We start from the raw sequence: 18,454 nt of genomic DNA, 5'->3' as shown, positions 1-18,454 counted from the left end.
CTATAACATAAGAGAACTGCTGAGAAACCACATATCTTTTCCAGATGCCGGTCAATAAAAAACGGCATATCTTACTATCGATACGCCGTTCAAGTTTGGGTCGGAAACCAGGTTTTCAGGCCGCGGCTTTTTTGCTGCGAGAACTGACTTCAGAGAGAATTTCTTTTTGTTTATTCTTCTCGCCAATCATCTTGTACCAGCCTGATAGCTTGCGCAGATCCGGCAACGTGGCCTTTTCCTCGACATCGTAGGAGCTTAATTTATCGAGATACTCTTCAAAGATTGCAATGCAACGTCGTGCCCACTCCCCTTCGAGAGCGGACCCTGCAACAGCACGCGGACGCCGTGGTAAACGCGGACGCAACGGCTTGCTGGCTTCTGGAGCCGATTCATCCACATAGGCAAATTTGATAGATACTACGGTTCTGCCCTGCTTTACCGGTTCCCAGACGACAGAGATGTCGGTATTGGCGTTGATCCGGTTGATCGTCGGCTCAAGCAGCTTCTGACGGAAGTCACGATAGTCCTCGTATTTGCCCGCCAAACCGGCCTTCTCGCGCATCCAGTTAAGATCCAGCGTCACTTCAATGGCTTTGCCGCTGCGTCGCCCGTAGAGGTTCTTGGCTTTGATTAGCCAGCCATACAGGCGCACGGAAAACGGGGTATCAAGTTTCGCTATGTTAGCGAAATTGAGTTTGGTGAAAGATTCTTTAAGTTCATAGAGATACGGCGCAACGTCCTGCCCGAATCTCAGCACAACCGCGCTGTGATCATCACTGCTGACGTATTCCAGACGCGAGAACCAGGAGAGCTGCACAGTACGTACCTTGCCGGTTTTCACATCAGGTTTGTAGATGGTGACCGGTTTTTTCATCAGACTTTCAGCTGCTTCGCGTAACTGGCGGTGGCTGCTTGTCGGGTTTACCCCGTAGATCCGCTGATAATCCTGAGGGAAAAGTCGATAAAGCGTATCCGGTTGCGGTTTCCTGCTATCAATTTGAGCCAGCGCGAGGTTAAGCAAGCGCATTTCATCCAGAGTGACGCTGTATGCGCCTTCAAGAAGATCGTTCCCCTGAACTACTGTGAGTTTATTCAGTTCCATGTAGCAGGATCCATAAGTGGAAAGAAGGTAAATTATTCCACATAAAAAATGCTGCCGTAAAGTAAAAACAAAAGTTATTTATTATATTAAAATCATATAGATAAATGATGATCAAAAAAAACAGATCAGGAAAATTCTCCACATAAGGATTTCCAGCGCATCAGGGATCCTTTTTTTAACATGCTGGATCGACCACACTTTTACAGGAAATTTCTCCACATATTCCTTCAGGGATCTTTAATCTGCCGGACAGGCATTTGAGCCCCTCATCACTGCCAGTGATCAGATAATTCCTCCACATTAGAGGTGTGGTTGAGTGTTTAATCGTCAATTTCAGCAGTGTGACCTCCTTCTCATTTCTTTTTCTAGCCTCGTTCTTGTCTAGGGAGGGATCATCAGGAAAACTTTCCACATATAGCAGACAGTGGGATCAGAAAATGTCTCCACATTAGCGCCACAGCGGGAGGGAGATCAGGAAATGATTCCACATAAGGCCAGCGATCACTTTGCAGAAAATCTTTCCACATATGGATGACTCCGGGATCAGGAAATCTTTCCACTTAACAGGATTGCTCTATTTTGTGAGTACCTATTAGCCTTTGCAAATTGCCATCAGGATCAGGAAAAAGCTCCACATATAGGCATGTGACAACGTCACCAAATTAATAACACGTTGATTTTTATCACTACTTCTCTGATCCCATTAAGAATTTCTCATTTCTAGATCAGATAATGTTTCCACATATACCCTTTAAGGGATCAGGAAAAATCTCCACATAACCGTTTTGCATCCTGCGATCAGCCCTTTCCTGAGCTGTTCCATAGGTGTTCAGGGATCACTTTTGTCTGTTAGTGACATCACGTGACGCTGTCACAGGAAATTCTTCCACATATCTCTGTTTCCTATGGGATCAGGAAATGTTTCCACTTATAAGAAAAGTCTGTGATGACAGTATGTTAGTCATTAAACTGGTCATTACGAGGTGAAGAGCGGGTTATCGCGTAAAATATCCACAGAAAATCCTTCCACGTACATAATGATCTGATCTCTAAAGAAATTATCCACAGAAAAAGACTCTACATTGACCATGAAAAGGATCCACATCAAACATGAAGGATCTCCACCTCGGGCAGGAAATCACTCCACAATGAGTGTTCTAACCTCATGATAATAATAAGTAAAAACCCTCCCTAAAGAGAAAGATCTAAACTTATAAAATAAACAAAACATTATTTGATCTTGGGATCTGATAACAACGGAGAGAAAGCTTCAGGAAGGAGCTGATTAGGGTTTAGGGCAGACAGTGCAAGGGTTACAGACTAGATGCAGTCAGAAACGGGCCTGTAAGACCCGATCCTGCCAGCGATCATAATATTAAGCGCGTTCGTTGTGGATGAGCCAGGCTTGGATCAATTCTGTCAGAACGTCTTTCATTTCGCGATCTTGCAGGAAACAGCTGGTTTTGAACCGACGATGCAGTTCTTCATCGATATTAGTCTGTAATTTTTTCACCGATGCAGGTGGTTTTGCTACAGCGTCCAGTGCTGTGGTCAGTTGTCTGTGCTGGCCAAGTTTCATTTTCATTTCAGCAACTCCGTGATTTCTCTGGTCATAATTTCAATTTCACCCTTCGCATTCCCGTCCGTTGTATCGAAAACGGTGCCACCATCCATCATGGTTCGGATGTAAACCTGGCGTTGGGTCGTACCGGTACGCAGTGCAGGAACACCCGTATCGGCAATGGATACTTTTAATACTTCAAGCATTTTAGCTGAAGCCACTTTTTTGGTGATCAGAAAGCGCGCAATTACTGGTTGCAGGTTTTCGCGAGCTTCCACAACGGCCAAAATAGCGCCACAAGCGGCAAAATCTAATGGTGACGGTGTTACGGGGATCAGAACTAAATCGCTGACCATCACTGCTGCGGATGAAATGGCTGAAATTGCAGCGGCTCCATCAATCACTACGTAATCGTATTCTTTCAGTTGCTTGCGTACGGTATAGACTTCTTTTTCTGAAGCTGCTTCTGCCAGGTCGAACTGACATTTACTTTCGTCGTACCAGTTGCTGATGCTTCCCTGCGGATCAGTATCAACCATCACCACTTTATGGCCTTGTCTCGCCAGACAAGTTGCTATGTTTATTGATGTCGTGGTTTTCCCTACTCCGCCCTTCCCGTTTAGGAAGGAAATAATTTTCGCTGCCATGACAACCTCTTGATGAAGCGTTCAGTGAAGATAACAGGATTCCAAAATCATAAGATTTTAGGATTCATATAGTTTGTAATCTTAGGATTATGGGATTTACTAATCCATGAATCACAGGATTGAGATACTACTATAAAGTTTGCATCCGGAGATTTCAATATCTAAGGATTATAGAATTTCATTATCCCATGATTACAGGATTCAGTAAGGTTGAGTTGATTTGGTATCTCACCATCTGAGATATCCTGTTTTATTAATTTGAGGATTCTATACGGTGAAGATTGTATGATTTGAGGATTACAGAATCTTCAGATTAAGGTTTAACAAACATTTATGAGGGTTAGTGTACATCCTCCAATCTGCTGATTATTAAATCTCTAAATCTCTAAATCTCTAAATCTCTAAATCTCTGAATTTTAGGAATGCTGGATTCTGATGCCATCCTTTAACTGATATGTCTGTGAAATAAAAATGTATGGACAAGATTAGCCGTACATTTAAAATCTCACCATCTCACCATCTCACCATCTCACCATCTCACCATCTCACCATCTCACCATCTCACCATCTCACCATCTCAACATCTCAACATCTCAACATCTCAACATCTCAACATCTCAACATCTCAACATCTCAACATCTCAACATCTCAACATTCTGCGCTCCGGAGATGGCAATGCCACCATCACGGAATTATGGGATTCTAAAAGTGTCAGGATTATAGGATTTATTTACTGAATCCCAGGGGTCTACGCCTAATGGGATTCTATGATTCTGACCTTACACAATCTCAACAGGCGATGTGAACGCATTATAGGATTATGAAATCTTGTAATCCTTAAATCCTTTTACAGAGAGTGGCGCAGTGAATGTGATTTCAGGATTATAAGATTTAATCTTGGAATAAGATTATGTGATTATGTAATCATTGTATTAATATCAATGAGTTAAATGATGAATAATTGAGGGGGTAAGGATTGTGTAATCTCAGGATTTCAAAAGAATCTTAAGATTGTATGGTCAACTGACAAATTTTCAGGATGATAGGATTCTGGAATCGGGAGCTGTGATGATATGAACCGGAGATCATGAGAGTGATTCTGGGATTATAGGATGTCCATCCTGGGGTTCTGTGAGGTCAGGATTAGGATTTAAGAATTATAGGATTACAGGATTGATGTTTACAAATCTTAGGATTTTTAGATTACATGATTAAAGGATTGTGGGATTTAGTAATCCAATCTTGTGATTCAAAGATTCCAGGATTGTGGGATTAAAAGATTAGTGGTTGATCACAGGATGTTGAGATGTTTGGATTTAGTGATTGCAAACTCCTGAGATTAAGTGATTCTGTAATCACAAAATCACAAAATCACAAAATCACAAAATCACAAAATCACAAAATCACAAAATCACAGATTCTCATTTTCGTAGTGAACCCTCTAATTGCAACCTGCGTTTCAGGCAACGGACGATATGTCCGAATGCGATTTCTATTTCTTCCTCAGGGACACAAGCATACCCAAGCAATAATCCTCGCCGCGGGGCAGGGCGCGAGTAATAAGCTGAAAGTGGGCGTGCAAGGATGTTCAACAGTTCAAGCTCTGCACACAAAGCAACGTCATCAACAGAATCTGGCAAGGAAAGAATAAGATGCAATCCAGCGTTACTGCCCTCACTTAGATATTCGGGGCCAAGTTCCTCTTCAATGAGACGTGTTAGCGCATTTCTGCGCTTGCCGTAGATCAGACGCATTTTGCGGATATGCGCTGCGTAGTGTCCTTCGCGAATAAATTCGGCAAGGGTTAGTTGTGTCAACCCGTTCCCGCCACGGTATAACTCCGAGTGTGCGATTTTTAAGCGTGACGCCAGCGTGCGGGGTAGAACAACGTAACTGATTCGCATCGCCGGGTATAACGTTTTGCTGAATGTTCCGATATAAATTACCGGTGCATCGCTGCTTAGCCCCTGCAATGCCGGAATCGGGCTGCCCGAATAACGGAACTCACTGTCGTAATCATCCTCAATCACCCAACTGCCTTGCCCGCTGGCCAGCGCCAGAATTTTTTGACGACGCGCCAGACTCATGACCGATCCGAGCGGATAGTGATGTGAAGGTGTCACACAAATGAGTTTAGGTACTCGAAAATTTTCTGTATTAGCGGAAAAATCGTCAGGCGGAGCCATACCATTTTCATCTACCAGTACCGGCTGGATATCCACGCCATTGATGGTCAGCACATTACGGATCCCCCAGTAACTCGGTTCCTCGATCCATGCGACATCGCCAGGGTCACACAACATTTTCGCCAGTAAATCCAGGGCCTGATGTGTACCTGATGTGATAAGGATTTGTTCAGCCGTGCAATCGACAGAACGTGCAATACGCAGATAATCCGCCAGTGCTTGTTGCAGCTCCGGGCATCCGCCGTGGCGAGAATAGGTAAGGAACTCAGGGTGCAGATGCCGGCTCAACCGGTTCTGAAGTTTGCGCCAGATATCATGCGGAAACTTTTTGACGTCAGGCACACCCGGCATAAATGCGCCCCATTGTTGCGAAGCAACGCCTGTGCGCTTCAGTAGCCGGACGCCGCGTTCTGAAAGTACAACATGGCTGAGAACCGGCGTGCAATGATGGACAGCGTTATCAGCAATCACACCATCTTTGGGTAAATCTGATGTGACGAAGGTTCCACTTCCGGTACGGGTCTGAATGTAACCCTCTGCCTGCAATTGGTCATACGACGCCAGCACAGTATTTCGCGAAATGGCCAGCTCTTTAGCCAGGTCACGCGAAGCAGGTAAACGGCTGCCGGGCATGATACTGCCGTCGAAAATAGCCTGCTGCAACGCCTGATAAACGCGCTTATTTAGTGTACCTGCAGAACTGTCTGCCAGGCGCTGTGAAATGAGGTCAGAAAGCAGTGAACGCAAAGTGGTACCTAAAAATAATTAAAAGTGGTTCTAGATTATAGAGCCGCTGGCGGGATAAAAAACAAGAACGGATTGCTATTTCGACAAATTGTTCACCTTGCAATCGGCAATCTACAACATCAACCTTCATGCAGGAGCGAAAGATGAGTCACAGTGAACTGGAAAAACGCCGTAAAGAAGCGACCCCAAGAGGTGTTGGCGTAATGTGTGATTTCTACGCGGCGAAGGCAGAGAACGCCACGCTGTGGGATGAGCAAGGACGGGAATACATTGATTTCACTGCCGGGATTGCCGTGTTAAACACAGGTCATCGTCACCCAAAAATTGTTGAAGCGATCCGCAAACAGCTCGATCTTTTCACGCATACGGCCTATCAGATTGTTCCTTATGCCAGCTTTATAAGCCTGGCCGAGCGCATCAATGCAATTTCTCCGGTCAATGGCAAAGCCAAAACGACATTCTTCAGTACCGGCGCGGAAGCGGTCGAAAACGCGGTGAAAATTGCCCGCGCTGCAACCGGTCGCCCCGGGATTCTGACTTTCTCCGGCGCGTTCCACGGCCGTACGCTGCTGACTATGGCGCTGACGGGCAAAGTAGTTCCTTACAAAGTCGGTTTCGGGCCTTTTCCTGCCTCCGTTTTTCACGCGCAATATCCGAACGCGGTTCATGGCGTTACGACTGAAATGGCGCTGGAGAGCATCGAACGTATTTTCCGCAGCGACATAAGTCCGCAACAGGTAGCAGCGATTTTGTATGAACCGGTGCAGGGGGAGGGCGGTTTCAACATCGCGCCTGAAGATTTCGTGAAGGGATTACGTGAAATTTGCGACCGTCACGGCATTGTCATGATTGCTGACGAGGTGCAGACCGGTTTTGCCCGTACCGGCAAAATGTTTGCCTCAGATTATTATCCGGATGCAAAACCTGACATCGTTACGATGGCGAAAAGTCTCGGCGGCGGGATACCGATTTCCGGTGTGTCAGGTCTCGCTGAACTGATGGATGCGCCTGAGCCGGGCGGTCTGGGCGGAACTTATGCCGGTAATCCGCTGGCGGTGGCATCGGCCCTTGCCGTGCTCGACATCATCGAAGAAGAAAAATTGTGCGACCGCGCCAGCCGTTTAGGGGCAGAGCTGGTGGAAGTGCTGGAGAAAGCCAAAGCGACATGTCCGGCGCTGGTCGATGTCCGTGCTCGTGGTTCGATGGTGGCGGCTGAATTTAACGACCCGGCCACCGGCAAACCTTCCGCTGAGCTGACAAAACACTATCTGCGTAAAGCGCTGGATGCCGGTTTGCTGATGCTCAGCTGCGGTGTACACGGTAACGTGATCCGCTTCCTTTATCCGCTGACCATTCCTGATGCCCAGTTCAAAGACGCACTGGCGATTTTATCCCGCGTTCTGGCTGACTGAGGCAATTTATGCAACTGAAACATCAAAGTCTTTTACGCCAGCAATGCCTGATCAATGGCGAATGGTATGACAGCGAAAGCGGCGAATTCGAAGAGGTGATTAATCCGGCAACCGGTGCAGTCATCGGCTGCGTTCCGCAAATCACCACGGCGCAAACGGCACAGGCTATTGTGTATGCCGAACAGGCGCAGCGGGGCTGGAAGGAAAAAACCGCAAAACAGCGTGCCGCGCTGATGCAGAAATGGGCGCAGCTGATGCTGGAACACGCCGACGACTTAGCAGCGATACTGACAGCAGAACAGGGCAAACCGCTGGCGGAAGCAAAGGGTGAAATTGTCTACGCCGCTTCCTTTATCGAATGGTTTGCCGAAGAAGCCAAACGCGTAGAGGGCAGCGTTCTGGCTCCGGTTCAGGCATCGCAACGAATGCTGATTCTGAAACAACCGATCGGCGTATGCGCGGCGATCACCCCATGGAATTTCCCGGCAGCGATGATCACCCGAAAAGCCGCACCGGCACTGGCTGCGGGCTGCTCGATGATCGTCAAACCTGCGGAACAAACTCCGCTCAGTGCGTTAGCGCTCGGTCAACTGGCGATGGAAGCCGGTATTCCGGCAGGCGTATTGCAGGTGATCACTGGTTCAGCGCAGGCCACCGGTAAAGTGCTGTGTGACAGTCCGGTTGTGCGCAAACTGAGCTTTACCGGATCAACAGAAGTGGGCCGGATCCTGATGGCGCAAAGTGCGCCGACGGTGAAGAAGCTCTCGCTGGAACTGGGCGGTAACGCGCCATTTATCGTGTTCGATGACGCCAATCTCGAACGTGCTGTAGCCGGGGTCATGGCCTCTAAGTTTCGTAACAGCGGACAAACCTGCGTCTGCGCTAACCGGATTTATGTCCAGGAGGGCATTTATCCGGCACTTATCGCCAGACTGGTCGAAGAAGTGGAAAAGCTCCGCGTGGGCGACGGTACAAAAGCCGGCATCACACAGGGGCCGCTTATCGACCAGGCAGCGGTCAGCAAAGTGAAGGAGCATATAGAAGACGCGTTATCGCAGGGGGCCACCTTACTGACCGGCGGTCAGCCGGATGCGTTGGGCGGCTCTTTCTTCCAGCCGACGGTTATCGGGAATGTCACTTCTGCGATGAAATTTGCTCGTGAAGAAACGTTCGGACCGGTGGCGCCCGTATTTAGTTTTACCGATGAAGCGCAGGTCGTGGCGATGGCAAACGACACTGAATTTGGCCTTGCGGCATACATTTTTACCCGCGACGCAGCGCGCCAGTGGCGGGTTCCGGAAGCGCTGGAATACGGCATGGTGGGGATTAACACCGGTTTGATTTCAAATGAAGTCGCGCCTTTCGGTGGCATCAAACAATCCGGTCTGGGACGTGAAGGCTCAAGTTACGGTATGGACGATTACCTGGAAATGAAATATCTGTGCATTGAGCTGGGTGAATAACGGAGTCGGAATGTGTTTTCCTGGTGGGTCAGGGTAAATCCATAACCTCCAGCAGATATATTCTGCGTGAAACATATTCCAGAACTTTGTCACGCTGCTCTGCAGGCATATGACTTTCATTGTAAGTATCGATGATGAGCTGGTGGCTTCTTATTACGTTAAGTAACCATTTTCGTACAAGTTGATTTTGGATCCCGATCCCTTCCCCCAGGGAGACAAAATCAGCGCCGGTATACTCACCGTAAGGCGAGTCAAGGCCAGGGGCACTTTCCTGATCGTTTTCTTCCCTTTCGAGGAGTGGCAAAGCGAGATATTCACCAAAGGCTGTGGGGTAAGGAACAACACTGATAAAGTCATAAACGGGAGCGAGCGAAGGCGGGGCATTTTGGGGAAGTAAAATGCCAAAATTGCGCAGATGAAAATCATTATTTCCAAGTACATAGGCATAAACGATACGTAGGAAAATATCGCGTTTATTCGTCAGACTATTGCCCAGGTTATCCAGCAAAAAACGGGCGGCCCTTTGATAACTTACCGCTTTTTTATCGTCGATAGACCCGTATTTATCGCTGATGCCCATCGCACCGTCGAGTTGCTCCTGATGCATGCGGTCATCACCTGTCTGCCCGCGGTCATATCTTCTTATCACGTAGGCAAGCTCACTCTGTTGGTCTCTCTCCTCTTTGCTGAACCTGACGAGGCCGAAAGGAGGAACAATGAATTTAAGGCGAGCCATTACAGACATTGTCGCGTGTTCATTTTCGGCAAGATGAGGATACTCTTCAGGAGAAGGTTTCAGAATATACGTCCCGCCGTTGCTCACCACCCGAAATTCATTATCCTCAATGGCTAACGATAATTTAGGTTGGTAACCCGATATGCTCATGCCTTTCTGACGTTGAGGTTGTTCCTGTATAAACTGTCTGCGTGTAAACGGTAAATCCGGCATCATCCCGGGATTTTGTAGTAAGTGTTTGATGCCTTTTGTGGAATATCCGGTCTCGATTTCGGCACCCTTCAACTGGCTTAAATTGATCAGACAGTGTTCTGAATTCATGATTTTTTCTCTTTAATCACGATGGCACCCAGCAAATCGTCACCGTTATGCATGAGTAGGCCGAATAAGTCCCTGGAGTCGATTTTCTGGATTTCAGAGTAGCGCTTGCGCAACCATCCTTCGGGAGCCAGTCCTTTGAAGAAAGGATGCAAGTCCTCACTTATGTAAGGTTCTGCTCTGACCGGCATGCTTATGGATAGGGCGGGACCCATGTAGGCGGCGCCATATGAAAACTCATACTTACTTTCACGCTCAGTTAATATTCCGGCCACTTCGTCGTACAACCACACCTCTAGTTTTCGAGCCATACTTTTATCCCAAGCTCTTTAAGTAATGCATTGAGATTGAGGGTTTTTGAACCCGCTGGGTCTGCAATCATTCTTTTAAATGTCGATAAAGAAATGCCAATTTGCAGAGCCATTTCTTCATAGGTAATGTTTTGCTGTTTCATTTTTTGAATGATGAGTGGTGTCAGTTTGGATGGTTCAAAAGGGAAACGCTGAAACGCGCTTAAACGTTCGATGAATAACTGCTTCTCATTTTCGGAAAGCTGAGAAAGTAAAATTTCTACGTTTCTGGGGGTCATATTTGACACGATCAGACTCATTTGGTGAGAAATTAAACAAGGTATCTCATTATAAGCTGCAAAGTGTCATATTTGAACCATTTGGTTGTTAAAGATGCAGTTTCGGCAAAATCATTAAGAAATTAGTCATTAAAAGGTCAAATATGACACTTTATCGTTAGCCTGTTTTACCGGCCAGACGAGAGCCTGACCGGTAAAATGATTACATCGCGCGCTTAACTTCCCGCTTCCTGCGGTGCCGGTTCATCCTGTAAATGCTTTTTGAAGTGTTTTTCAATCTGCTCTAACGTTTTTCCCTGTGTTTCCGGTGCGAAGATGATCGCGAAAATCCCCCCTGCGACACCGATGGCGGCAAAGCAGAAGAAGGACATCGTCAGTCCGATGGTATCCAGCATGATCGGGAACATAAAGGCGATGGAGAAGTTGGTCATCTGCATAGCAAAGACTGATACGCCGTTAGCCATGCCCCGGATGCGCATCGGGAACATTTCCGACAGCAGCAGCCAGGTCACCGGCGACAGCGCACCCTGCTGGAAGCACAGGAAAATCAGCATACCGCCTAATACCAGATAGCTGCGAACTGCATCTGGATGGCCGTTCACCGTTTCCGGCATCAGCCAGGTTACCAGTCCGATGGCCAGAAGCGTCAGCGTACAACCAATCTGACCGGTCAGCAGCAGCGGACGGCGGCCGAAACGGCTGAGAAGCATGATGCCCACGAACGTCATGATCACTGAAATGACCCCGTTGGCGATAGTTGCCATCAGAGACGCATTCGTGCTTAACCCTGTGGCCTGCAACATGGTCGGCGCGTAGAACATGATGGTATTCACGCCGGAGAGTTGTTGAAGCATGGCGATACCAATTCCCAGAAATACTAGGCGTTTCATCCAGACGGAAATCGTTTTCTGGCGGCGGGAATGCTTCTCGCTTTTGGAACTCATGGAACTGCGGATCTCGCTCAGTTCTTTCTCAACTCTGCCTGCTTTACGCGTGCGTTCCAGCACATCACGTGCTTCACGATAGCGGCCATGCATCGCGTACCAGCGCGGCGTGTCAGGCAGGAATAACATACCGACCCACAAAATCACCGCCGGAACACAGGCAACGCCCAGCATCCATCGCCAGGTGGTTTCGCCGCCCCAGACTTCGTTAATGGCCGCGTTACTGGTGTAAGCAATCAGTTGGCCGGAGACGATCATCAGTTCCTGCAAGGTGACGAACTGCCAGCGGCGGTTAGAAGGCACGATTTCGGCGATATAAATCGGCACAATCGCTGCTGCGCCACCGACGGCCAGACCGAGAATAAAGCGGAACATAATCATCAGCACGACGTTGGGTGCCATAGCGCAACCCAGCGAACCGGCCATAAATATTATTGCCATCACCAGAATAATTTTTTTTCGCCCGAACCGGTCAGCGACCCGTCCCGCAAAGATCGCACCGATGGCAGAACCCAGTATCAGGAAACTGGTGACCATCCCGGTCGTTACCGACGTCAGATGCAGATCGTGCTTCATGAACAGCAGCGCGCCTGCAATTACCCCTGTATCGTAGCCAAACAATAAACCACCGAGGGTGGCAATAAACGCAATTACTTTTACCAGCGGTTCGGTCGGCGGTGGCGTTTTCTTCGCCTCGCTTTCCTGCCCGCTGTTGAGTTTCTGAGTCACAAGTGCTCCCTGTATTTCATTATTGTTGTCATGTTTTGTGTGATGTATATCACACAAGCTCTAAATCTAACTCATGTTGAGGATTTTGGTAGGCAGCAGGGAAAATTAGTCTTGGATTACAACGCAGATACTAAAATTTCGGAAAATACTGAATGCGGCGCAGGAGTGAGGCGGGAAGTGCATTACACTTTCCCGAAGAGGATATCGCGGTTCGTTTTTATCCGCTCGGGTAAAATAAGCGCTGTATTTGCTTCAGAGAAGTCTGTTTACGATGGGATAAAGCAGCAGGTTTTGCCTGAAACGGCGCAAACCTATATTCTATCGGCCAATTTACTGAGACAGTTGCAATGAGGTCTATATGATTATCAAACCACGCATCCGTGGCTTTATCTGTGTTACTGCCCATCCGGAAGGTTGCAAGGCGAACGTTAAAGAACAAATCGACTACGTTACCGCGCAAGGCAAAATCGAAGGCGGTCCGAAAAAAGTTCTGGTGATCGGCGCATCTACCGGTTACGGCCTCGCTGCCCGCATCTCAGCTGCTTTCGGTTCTGACGCAGCAACGCTGGGCATCTTCTTTGAACGTCCGGGCGATGAATCTAAAACTGCTACCGCAGGCTGGTACAACTCCGCTGCCTTCGAAGAATTTGCGGACGCAAAAGGTCTGTACGCAAAAAGCATCAACGGCGACGCGTTCTCTGATGAAGTGAAGCAAAAGACCATTGAGCTGATCAAACAAGATTTAGGTCAGGTTGATCTGGTGGTTTACAGCCTGGCAGCGCCGCGCCGTACCCATCCGAAAACCGGTGAAGTGTTCAACTCCACCCTGAAACCAATCGGTAAGCAAGTCACTATTCGCGGCATCAATACCGACAAAGAAACCATCAACGAAACCACGCTGGAACCGGCTTCTCCTGAAGAAATCGCGGGCACTGTAGCGGTCATGGGCGGCGAAGACTGGCAGATGTGGATTGATGACCTGAAAGCCGCCGGTGTGCTGGCTAACGGCGCGAAAACCACGGCGTTCACCTACCTGGGTGAAGAAGTGACGCAGGACATCTACTGGAACGGTTCAATCGGTGAAGCGAAGAAGGATCTGGACAAACGCGTTCTGGATATCCGCAGCTCACTGGCCACTCAGGGCGGCGACGCACGTGTTTCCGTACTGAAAGCCGTTGTGACGCAGGCGAGTTCTGCCATCCCTGTGATGCCGCTGTATCTTTCCCTGCTGTTCAAAGTGATGAAAGAGAAGGGCACGCACGAAGGTTGTATCGAGCAGGTTTATGGTCTGTACAAAGACAGCCTGTATGGCGCTGAACCGCTGGTCGATAACGAAGGCCGTCTGCGCGCTGACCTGAAAGAAATCGCGCCGGAAGTACAGGCAGAAGTCGGCAAGCTGTGGGATGAAGTCACCAACGATAACATCGCTGAACTGACTGATTTCGCGGGTTACAAAAGCGAGTTCATGCGTCTGTTCGGCTTCGGCCTGAACGGCGTTGATTACGCTGCCGAGACCAATCCAGACGTGAAAATCAAACATCTGATCCAGATGTAATTTGGTTTTACGTTAAGCGATTGCTAAACCCCGCATTTGCCGAAAGGTGGGTGTGGGGCTTTTTTATTGGAAGTGGAGTATAACGCATTGATTTATTGGCTATAGCCAATCAGCTGCTCCCCATTGATCCCGATATGGCAAGGTGAGTTATGTAACCATGGTTGAGCTCTCGCTCATAGCAGCCCTGATGACCACTCTGCCTATCGGCTTGCTGTGAGTGGAAATTGGCCTTTTTAGCTACCCTGCGGTCGGCCTTCATTTCAACACGTTTTTTCGAAAGCTCCAGCAAGCGGCAGTCGATAGTGTCACGAACGACCCACAAGCCTTACATTTTGATAGTTTTCACTAAAGATCCCTTTTCATCCCAGCGGTAACCAACAGCTTCACGCCTCGCTGGATGAGGTTAGGTTTAGGCTGGTATCGCGATGCTGCCGGGGTACTTTTTAAAGCCGCCCAAAGTTCACGTCTATTTTGGGTATCAGTTGTATTGATGCGAATACAGTGGCTACCTTCATAATATAAAGCAGTCGATAACAATCATTCTGTTTCCTTTAATGTGTCCCATAGGACACATTAATGGAATGTATTCTTTTTAAGTATCCGAGGGGATAATTAGTGTGTTTGATTTTTATCCTTAACATTGGCCCTCGTGAGATAATTTATGAGCTCATATGAAGATTGCATCCGAGATGCTGAAAATGTCAGGCGCACATAAACAAGCCGCCTAGATTGGCGGCTTGTTTGTTATTTAATTCCCGGCTGACGCAGGATGTGCATGGGCTGCTGCTGGCTTACCGTGAACATGCATTCATTCATGCGTTTATACACACCTTCCAACCTTGCATAGTATTGCTTATTCCATTCCTTTCGACGTTCTTCTTCAGCTTTAACAACATAATTGTTATTGTTAAGCGGTAACCAAAGGCTGGTTTCGTTGTGATAAACCGCTTTCATGTGGTTTATTTCACCAATGCAAACTGGGCGAACGAGTCTGGAAAAATCATCCTCACTCAAGCCGTAGATTCTAAAGAACATCAGCGCCCCATCACGCTTATCCTGGGCCTCAGAGTCAGCACTAGACATATTCAATCTTGGCTGAATGTCAGGCATCTGTTTGATGTTGTCATAAACAGCTTTCTCATAAGGATGAGACAGATTGAACGTGGTCACTGTGTCATTGCTATCGGTCAACTTTGCCAAAGAATGATTATTAGGTGATGAGCTTGATTCTGTTGCTGCACTAGTTGGATTTTGTTTTACATCGAAATGCGAACCGATACCCATCAGGAGGAAAAACGACACAAAAGATATGACGTAGGATGTAGCAGACGCCCTGAATTTTCCTCGCCCTTTTGCAAGCGAGTTCTTGCGGGACTTTTTGAAGATGACAATTGCAACGGTTGTGCACACGACAAAGATTACGAAATTCATGATCCCTCATTGGATAAACAGACCTGTGAATAGTCGTTATCCTCTTATTTACGATTTGCTTTAGCTCCTTTCAAAAGAAGTCGTGATATGTAAGGACCCTTTTTAACGTGACTGCCCAATGTTTATGGCTCAGAACTAGCTTTGACCGTACTGGTTGACTTGAAAAATTACATACAAGGGAAAAAATTAGCCGACATGAATATTCATTGTTCGAAGGGAATTATCAATATATTTCCATTCATGAAAACGGAGTCTGAATGGAATAGGATTTTGGGTCATGGTCAAAAGGGCGAGGTTTTACGCGCAACTTGATAAATACAGGAACTACTTCGCAGAGCGAGATGGCTCCGTACAGACGTTGATGTTTGAGCCCGCAAACGCATCGAATACGGGCATAGCCTTTGGAAACGCGCTACGGGTTGACCCATTCATCCACTCAGCCAACAGCGTGCTCGCGTCACACAAGTGTTGTAAGTAGACGCTCTAGTTCAGCCCGTTCCTGCGCCTTCAGTCGCGTCAGGCGCTTCTCGAAGCTTGAAGACAGCGCCATCGTTGCTGCGTCGAGTGCGCATCTGCCTTCTGAAGTTAACACCAACCGGTGTCGGCGCAGGTCACCCTCATCGATCTCGCGTCGAACGAATTTTTTTGCAACTAGGTTGCGCAAATAAACTGTCACGCTGGCCTTTGGCAACATTAAACGTTTGGCAAGTTCGGCCGGATAGCGGCACGGTTCAATTTCGCCAAGTACAAAAAATTCCTTCGTTTCCAGCCCGAGCGATGCAAGTTGTTCGGCGCATTCGTTCATAACGAGGCTGAGCACTCGGTGGTTCAGAGCCCAGATGTTCGCAGCATCACTCATCCATCCCGCCCGTCTTTATTTATAGTACATGACTGAAATTGTTTAAACATATTCTAGTTCCATATTGTACTATGTTATCTTCAATAGTATTTTACTTGGGAAACACCATTATGAACACCGTCCAATGCCGGTCCACCACATTTGCGCGTGACACTTTTGCCATCGCCGCCTACCTGTACATGCCTCCCACTGGGGATCCCTTGAAGCGCTATCCCGCGCTTGTCATCACCGGGCCTGGTAGCAGCGTCAAGGAGCAGATCGCCGCCAACTACGCGCGCGCGCTGGCAGCGCGGGGGTTCATCGTTCTAACGTTCGACCCTGCCTATCAAGGTGCGAGTTCCGGCCAGCCACGTGATCTGGAAAGTCCGGCGGCCCGTATCGCCGATCTGCGCGCTGCCGTCGATTTCCTGATTAGGCAAAACCAGGTTGACGACGGGCGTATTGGCATGTTGGGCGTTTGCGCTGGCGGCGGTTACGCAGCAGCCGGAACGATGATTGACCATCGCGTAAAGGCCTTGGGGGTCGTGGTACCTAGCGATATCGGCAATGCTTTTCGAAAAATGGTTGCAGCAGATGACGGCCTCAGCCGCCTCCTGGAAACCATCGCCGCGCAAGCGATAAACGAAGCCCACGGCACTGCGCCGGTACTGCATCAATGGATCCCTGATACGTTGTCCGAGGCCACCGCAGCGGGTATAGCGGACATCGATATGCTGCAGGCTATCACTTACTACCGAACCGAGCGTGGACAACACGTGAACTCCACTAATCGCCGCCATTACTTGAGTGATGCGTTGATTCTTGGCTTCGATGCTTTCCATCTGGCGGAAACTCTGCTCACGCAGCCGGTGCAAGTTATCGTTGCAGGAAACTCGGCGGGGACAACCGGCTCATTTGAAGACGGTTACCGACTCGCTGGGTTGGCTCGAGCTGCGCAACCGGTCATTGAAATCGCAGGCGCGCGCCATTATCAGATGTACGACGTCCCGGAGTACGTCGATCAGGCAGTGGAACACCTTGACCAGTTTTTCACACGTCAGTGGGAAGTCACGCACCGTTAGCGCGAATAGAGAAAGATGCAGGCCCCATGCATTCTTGCCTCGTTGATAGAAAGGCAATTTCCGTCGGATCCTTTCCTCTACTCCCGTGGCAACCAATGTTAGCCACGGAAATGAAGGATTTTTTGCTTAAATTGTATCGTTTAGCATAGGGTTCAGATGAGAAAATAAGAAATTCATCAGCATCTTGATGAAGCGTTGGTCAAACAGGCACATTTATAGGCAGACTATTATGGTTAAAAAAACCACGTCAGAGCAGCGTCGTGAACTCGGTGCTTTCCTTGTAAGCCGGCGCGCACGTCTTAATCCTCAGGACTTCGGCATGCAACAGGGTACTCGCCGTACACCCGGTTTACGTCGTGAAGAAGTCGCCGTCTTGGCTGGGGTCAGTGTGAGTTGGTATACCTGGCTTGAGCAGGGGAGAGAGATTAAACCTTCGGCAGATGCACTCCAGCGTATAGCCAAAGTTCTAAAACTTAACCGAATTGAGTCATCCCATCTTTTTGCCCTTTCACCGCGCGAAGAGCCGGTACCACATTCCCTTGAGAATGGCGTGAGTGATGGACTGGAAAGGTTAGTGCGCGCTATCGATCCCATTCCGGCCTATGTGAGAAATGCCCGACTTGATATTCTTGCCTGGAATGATGCTATTGCTGATTTGTTTATTGATTATGGTTCGCTGCAACCTCATGAGCGTAATACGTTGCGCCTGCTGTTTCTTTATAGGCCATATCGCACCCAGATCCTGGATTGGGAGCAGATGGCTCGAGGGATGATCTCCGTTTTCCGCGCATCACGCGCCCATGCTCAGGACAAAAAGCCTTTTGACCATCTCATTGAAGAACTCTCTGAAAAAAGCCCGGAATTCAAAGAGTGGTGGCTGGATACGGAAGTGAAAGGTATGGGGGAGGGGAGCAAGCGGATTTTGCATCCTACTTCCGGACATATTGAATTTACCTATGTCGCTCTTACGCCAGAGGGAAGACCCGACCTTTCTCTGGTGACCTATATTCCCCGTCACGTTGCCTATGACTCCCAGTCATAGGATAACAAGACGCCTTCCAGGGATGATTCGATCTGCCTAAACTGAATTTTATCGAAGCACACAACGTGCTT

General features: G+C 48.3%; 16 protein-coding genes. 6 read left to right on the top strand and 10 right to left on the bottom strand.

The window, feature by feature from the left end:
• Positions 1–115 precede the first annotated feature (115 nt).
• The 4 genes from D5398_RS16470 to pdxR all read right to left on the bottom strand — a co-directional run bounded on the left by D5398_RS16470 (position 116) and on the right by pdxR (position 6,244).
• Positions 116–1,102, bottom strand: a complete 987-nt coding sequence (locus tag D5398_RS16470; protein ID WP_120508591.1) for a replication initiation protein — start codon at positions 1,100–1,102, stop codon at positions 116–118.
• Between the two features lie 1,375 nt (positions 1,103–2,477).
• Positions 2,478–2,687, bottom strand: coding sequence for a plasmid partition protein ParG (locus tag D5398_RS16465; protein WP_120508590.1), 210 nt, complete (start codon positions 2,685–2,687; stop codon positions 2,478–2,480).
• Positions 2,684–3,310, bottom strand: coding sequence for a ParA family partition ATPase (gene parA, locus D5398_RS16460; RefSeq protein ID WP_120508589.1), 627 nt, complete (start codon positions 3,308–3,310; stop codon positions 2,684–2,686). Before parA ends, D5398_RS16465 begins: the two co-directional genes overlap by 4 nt.
• 1,422 nt (positions 3,311–4,732) lie before the next feature.
• Positions 4,733–6,244 carry a MocR-like pyridoxine biosynthesis transcription factor PdxR gene (pdxR, locus tag D5398_RS16455; RefSeq protein WP_120508588.1) on the bottom strand — a complete coding sequence of 504 codons (1,512 nt, stop codon included), beginning with the start codon at positions 6,242–6,244 and terminating at the stop codon, positions 4,733–4,735.
• Between the two features lie 143 nt (positions 6,245–6,387).
• On the opposite strand from pdxR, the gene D5398_RS16450 reads away from it, so the two are divergent.
• Together D5398_RS16450 and D5398_RS16445 are read left to right on the top strand one after the other, a co-directional pair.
• Positions 6,388–7,656, top strand: a complete 1,269-nt coding sequence (locus D5398_RS16450) for a 4-aminobutyrate--2-oxoglutarate transaminase (RefSeq protein ID WP_120508587.1) — start codon at positions 6,388–6,390, stop codon at positions 7,654–7,656.
• An 8-nt stretch (positions 7,657–7,664) separates the two neighbouring features.
• On the top strand, positions 7,665–9,119 hold the full coding sequence (locus D5398_RS16445; RefSeq protein ID WP_120508586.1) for an NAD-dependent succinate-semialdehyde dehydrogenase: 1,455 nt from the start codon (positions 7,665–7,667) through the stop codon (positions 9,117–9,119).
• 28 nt (positions 9,120–9,147) lie between these two features.
• On the opposite strand, the gene D5398_RS16440 is transcribed toward D5398_RS16445, so the two are convergent.
• From D5398_RS16440 to D5398_RS16425, 4 genes are all read right to left on the bottom strand, one after another.
• Positions 9,148–10,176, bottom strand: a complete 1,029-nt coding sequence (locus D5398_RS16440) for a type II toxin-antitoxin system HipA family toxin (protein ID WP_120508585.1) — start codon at positions 10,174–10,176, stop codon at positions 9,148–9,150.
• A complete protein-coding gene (locus D5398_RS16435) occupies positions 10,173–10,484 on the bottom strand; it encodes a HipA N-terminal domain-containing protein (RefSeq protein WP_120508584.1) in 312 nt (103 codons plus the stop codon). Before D5398_RS16435 ends, D5398_RS16440 begins: the two co-directional genes overlap by 4 nt.
• Positions 10,469–10,762, bottom strand: a complete 294-nt coding sequence (locus D5398_RS16430; protein WP_120508714.1) for a helix-turn-helix domain-containing protein — start codon at positions 10,760–10,762, stop codon at positions 10,469–10,471. Before D5398_RS16430 ends, D5398_RS16435 begins: the two co-directional genes overlap by 16 nt.
• Positions 10,763–10,977: 215 nt before the next feature.
• Positions 10,978–12,483, bottom strand: a complete 1,506-nt coding sequence (locus D5398_RS16425) for a sugar porter family MFS transporter (RefSeq protein ID WP_120508713.1) — start codon at positions 12,481–12,483, stop codon at positions 10,978–10,980.
• Here D5398_RS16425 and D5398_RS16420 point away from each other — a divergent pair.
• Positions 12,478–12,786 carry a hypothetical protein gene (locus tag D5398_RS16420; RefSeq protein WP_120508583.1) on the top strand — a complete coding sequence of 103 codons (309 nt, stop codon included), beginning with the start codon at positions 12,478–12,480 and terminating at the stop codon, positions 12,784–12,786. The genes D5398_RS16425 and D5398_RS16420 overlap by 6 nt on opposite strands.
• A gap of 7 nt (positions 12,787–12,793) precedes the next feature.
• Positions 12,794–13,990, top strand: a complete 1,197-nt coding sequence (gene fabV / locus D5398_RS16415) for an enoyl-ACP reductase FabV (protein WP_120508582.1) — start codon at positions 12,794–12,796, stop codon at positions 13,988–13,990.
• Positions 13,991–14,734: 744 nt separating this feature from the next.
• On the opposite strand, the gene D5398_RS16410 is transcribed toward fabV, so the two are convergent.
• Positions 14,735–15,421, bottom strand: coding sequence for a hypothetical protein (locus D5398_RS16410; RefSeq protein ID WP_120508581.1), 687 nt, complete (start codon positions 15,419–15,421; stop codon positions 14,735–14,737).
• Positions 15,422–15,878: 457 nt separating this feature from the next.
• A complete protein-coding gene (locus D5398_RS16405; RefSeq protein WP_119825706.1) occupies positions 15,879–16,280 on the bottom strand; it encodes a MarR family winged helix-turn-helix transcriptional regulator in 402 nt (133 codons plus the stop codon).
• Positions 16,281–16,390: 110 nt separating this feature from the next.
• Here D5398_RS16405 and D5398_RS16400 point away from each other — a divergent pair, with 110 nt between their 5' ends.
• Together D5398_RS16400 and D5398_RS16395 are read left to right on the top strand one after the other, a co-directional pair.
• Positions 16,391–17,341: an alpha/beta hydrolase gene (locus tag D5398_RS16400; RefSeq protein WP_120508580.1), complete on the top strand. Its 951-nt coding sequence runs from the start codon at positions 16,391–16,393 to the stop codon at positions 17,339–17,341.
• 229 nt (positions 17,342–17,570) lie between these two features.
• Positions 17,571–18,383 carry a helix-turn-helix transcriptional regulator gene (locus D5398_RS16395; protein WP_120508712.1) on the top strand — a complete coding sequence of 271 codons (813 nt, stop codon included), beginning with the start codon at positions 17,571–17,573 and terminating at the stop codon, positions 18,381–18,383.
• The last annotated feature ends 71 nt before the right edge of the window (positions 18,384–18,454 follow it).

The sequence above is a fragment of the Rahnella bruchi genome (genome assembly GCF_003614975.1).
Classification (GTDB): domain Bacteria; phylum Pseudomonadota; class Gammaproteobacteria; order Enterobacterales; family Enterobacteriaceae; genus Rahnella; species Rahnella bruchi.
The sequence above is the reverse complement of the archived record's forward strand: the minus strand, read 5'-3'. Positions and strand labels throughout refer to the sequence as shown.

Coding starts and splice junctions, on each gene's coding strand:
- D5398_RS16400 (WP_120508580.1), top strand. CDS start 16,391: ATGAACACCGTCCAATGCCGGTCCACCACATTTGCGCGTGACACTTTT.
- D5398_RS16435 (WP_120508584.1), bottom strand. CDS start 10,484: ATGGCTCGAAAACTAGAGGTGTGGTTGTACGACGAAGTGGCCGGAATA.
- D5398_RS16450 (WP_120508587.1), top strand. CDS start 6,388: ATGAGTCACAGTGAACTGGAAAAACGCCGTAAAGAAGCGACCCCAAGA.
- fabV (WP_120508582.1), top strand. CDS start 12,794: ATGATTATCAAACCACGCATCCGTGGCTTTATCTGTGTTACTGCCCAT.
- D5398_RS16445 (WP_120508586.1), top strand. CDS start 7,665: ATGCAACTGAAACATCAAAGTCTTTTACGCCAGCAATGCCTGATCAAT.
- D5398_RS16420 (WP_120508583.1), top strand. CDS start 12,478: ATGTATATCACACAAGCTCTAAATCTAACTCATGTTGAGGATTTTGGT.
- D5398_RS16405 (WP_119825706.1), bottom strand. CDS start 16,280: ATGAGTGATGCTGCGAACATCTGGGCTCTGAACCACCGAGTGCTCAGC.
- D5398_RS16430 (WP_120508714.1), bottom strand. CDS start 10,762: ATGACCCCCAGAAACGTAGAAATTTTACTTTCTCAGCTTTCCGAAAAT.
- D5398_RS16470 (WP_120508591.1), bottom strand. CDS start 1,102: ATGGAACTGAATAAACTCACAGTAGTTCAGGGGAACGATCTTCTTGAA.
- parA (WP_120508589.1), bottom strand. CDS start 3,310: ATGGCAGCGAAAATTATTTCCTTCCTAAACGGGAAGGGCGGAGTAGGG.
- D5398_RS16440 (WP_120508585.1), bottom strand. CDS start 10,176: ATGAATTCAGAACACTGTCTGATCAATTTAAGCCAGTTGAAGGGTGCC.
- D5398_RS16410 (WP_120508581.1), bottom strand. CDS start 15,421: ATGAATTTCGTAATCTTTGTCGTGTGCACAACCGTTGCAATTGTCATC.
- D5398_RS16395 (WP_120508712.1), top strand. CDS start 17,571: ATGGTTAAAAAAACCACGTCAGAGCAGCGTCGTGAACTCGGTGCTTTC.
- D5398_RS16465 (WP_120508590.1), bottom strand. CDS start 2,687: ATGAAAATGAAACTTGGCCAGCACAGACAACTGACCACAGCACTGGAC.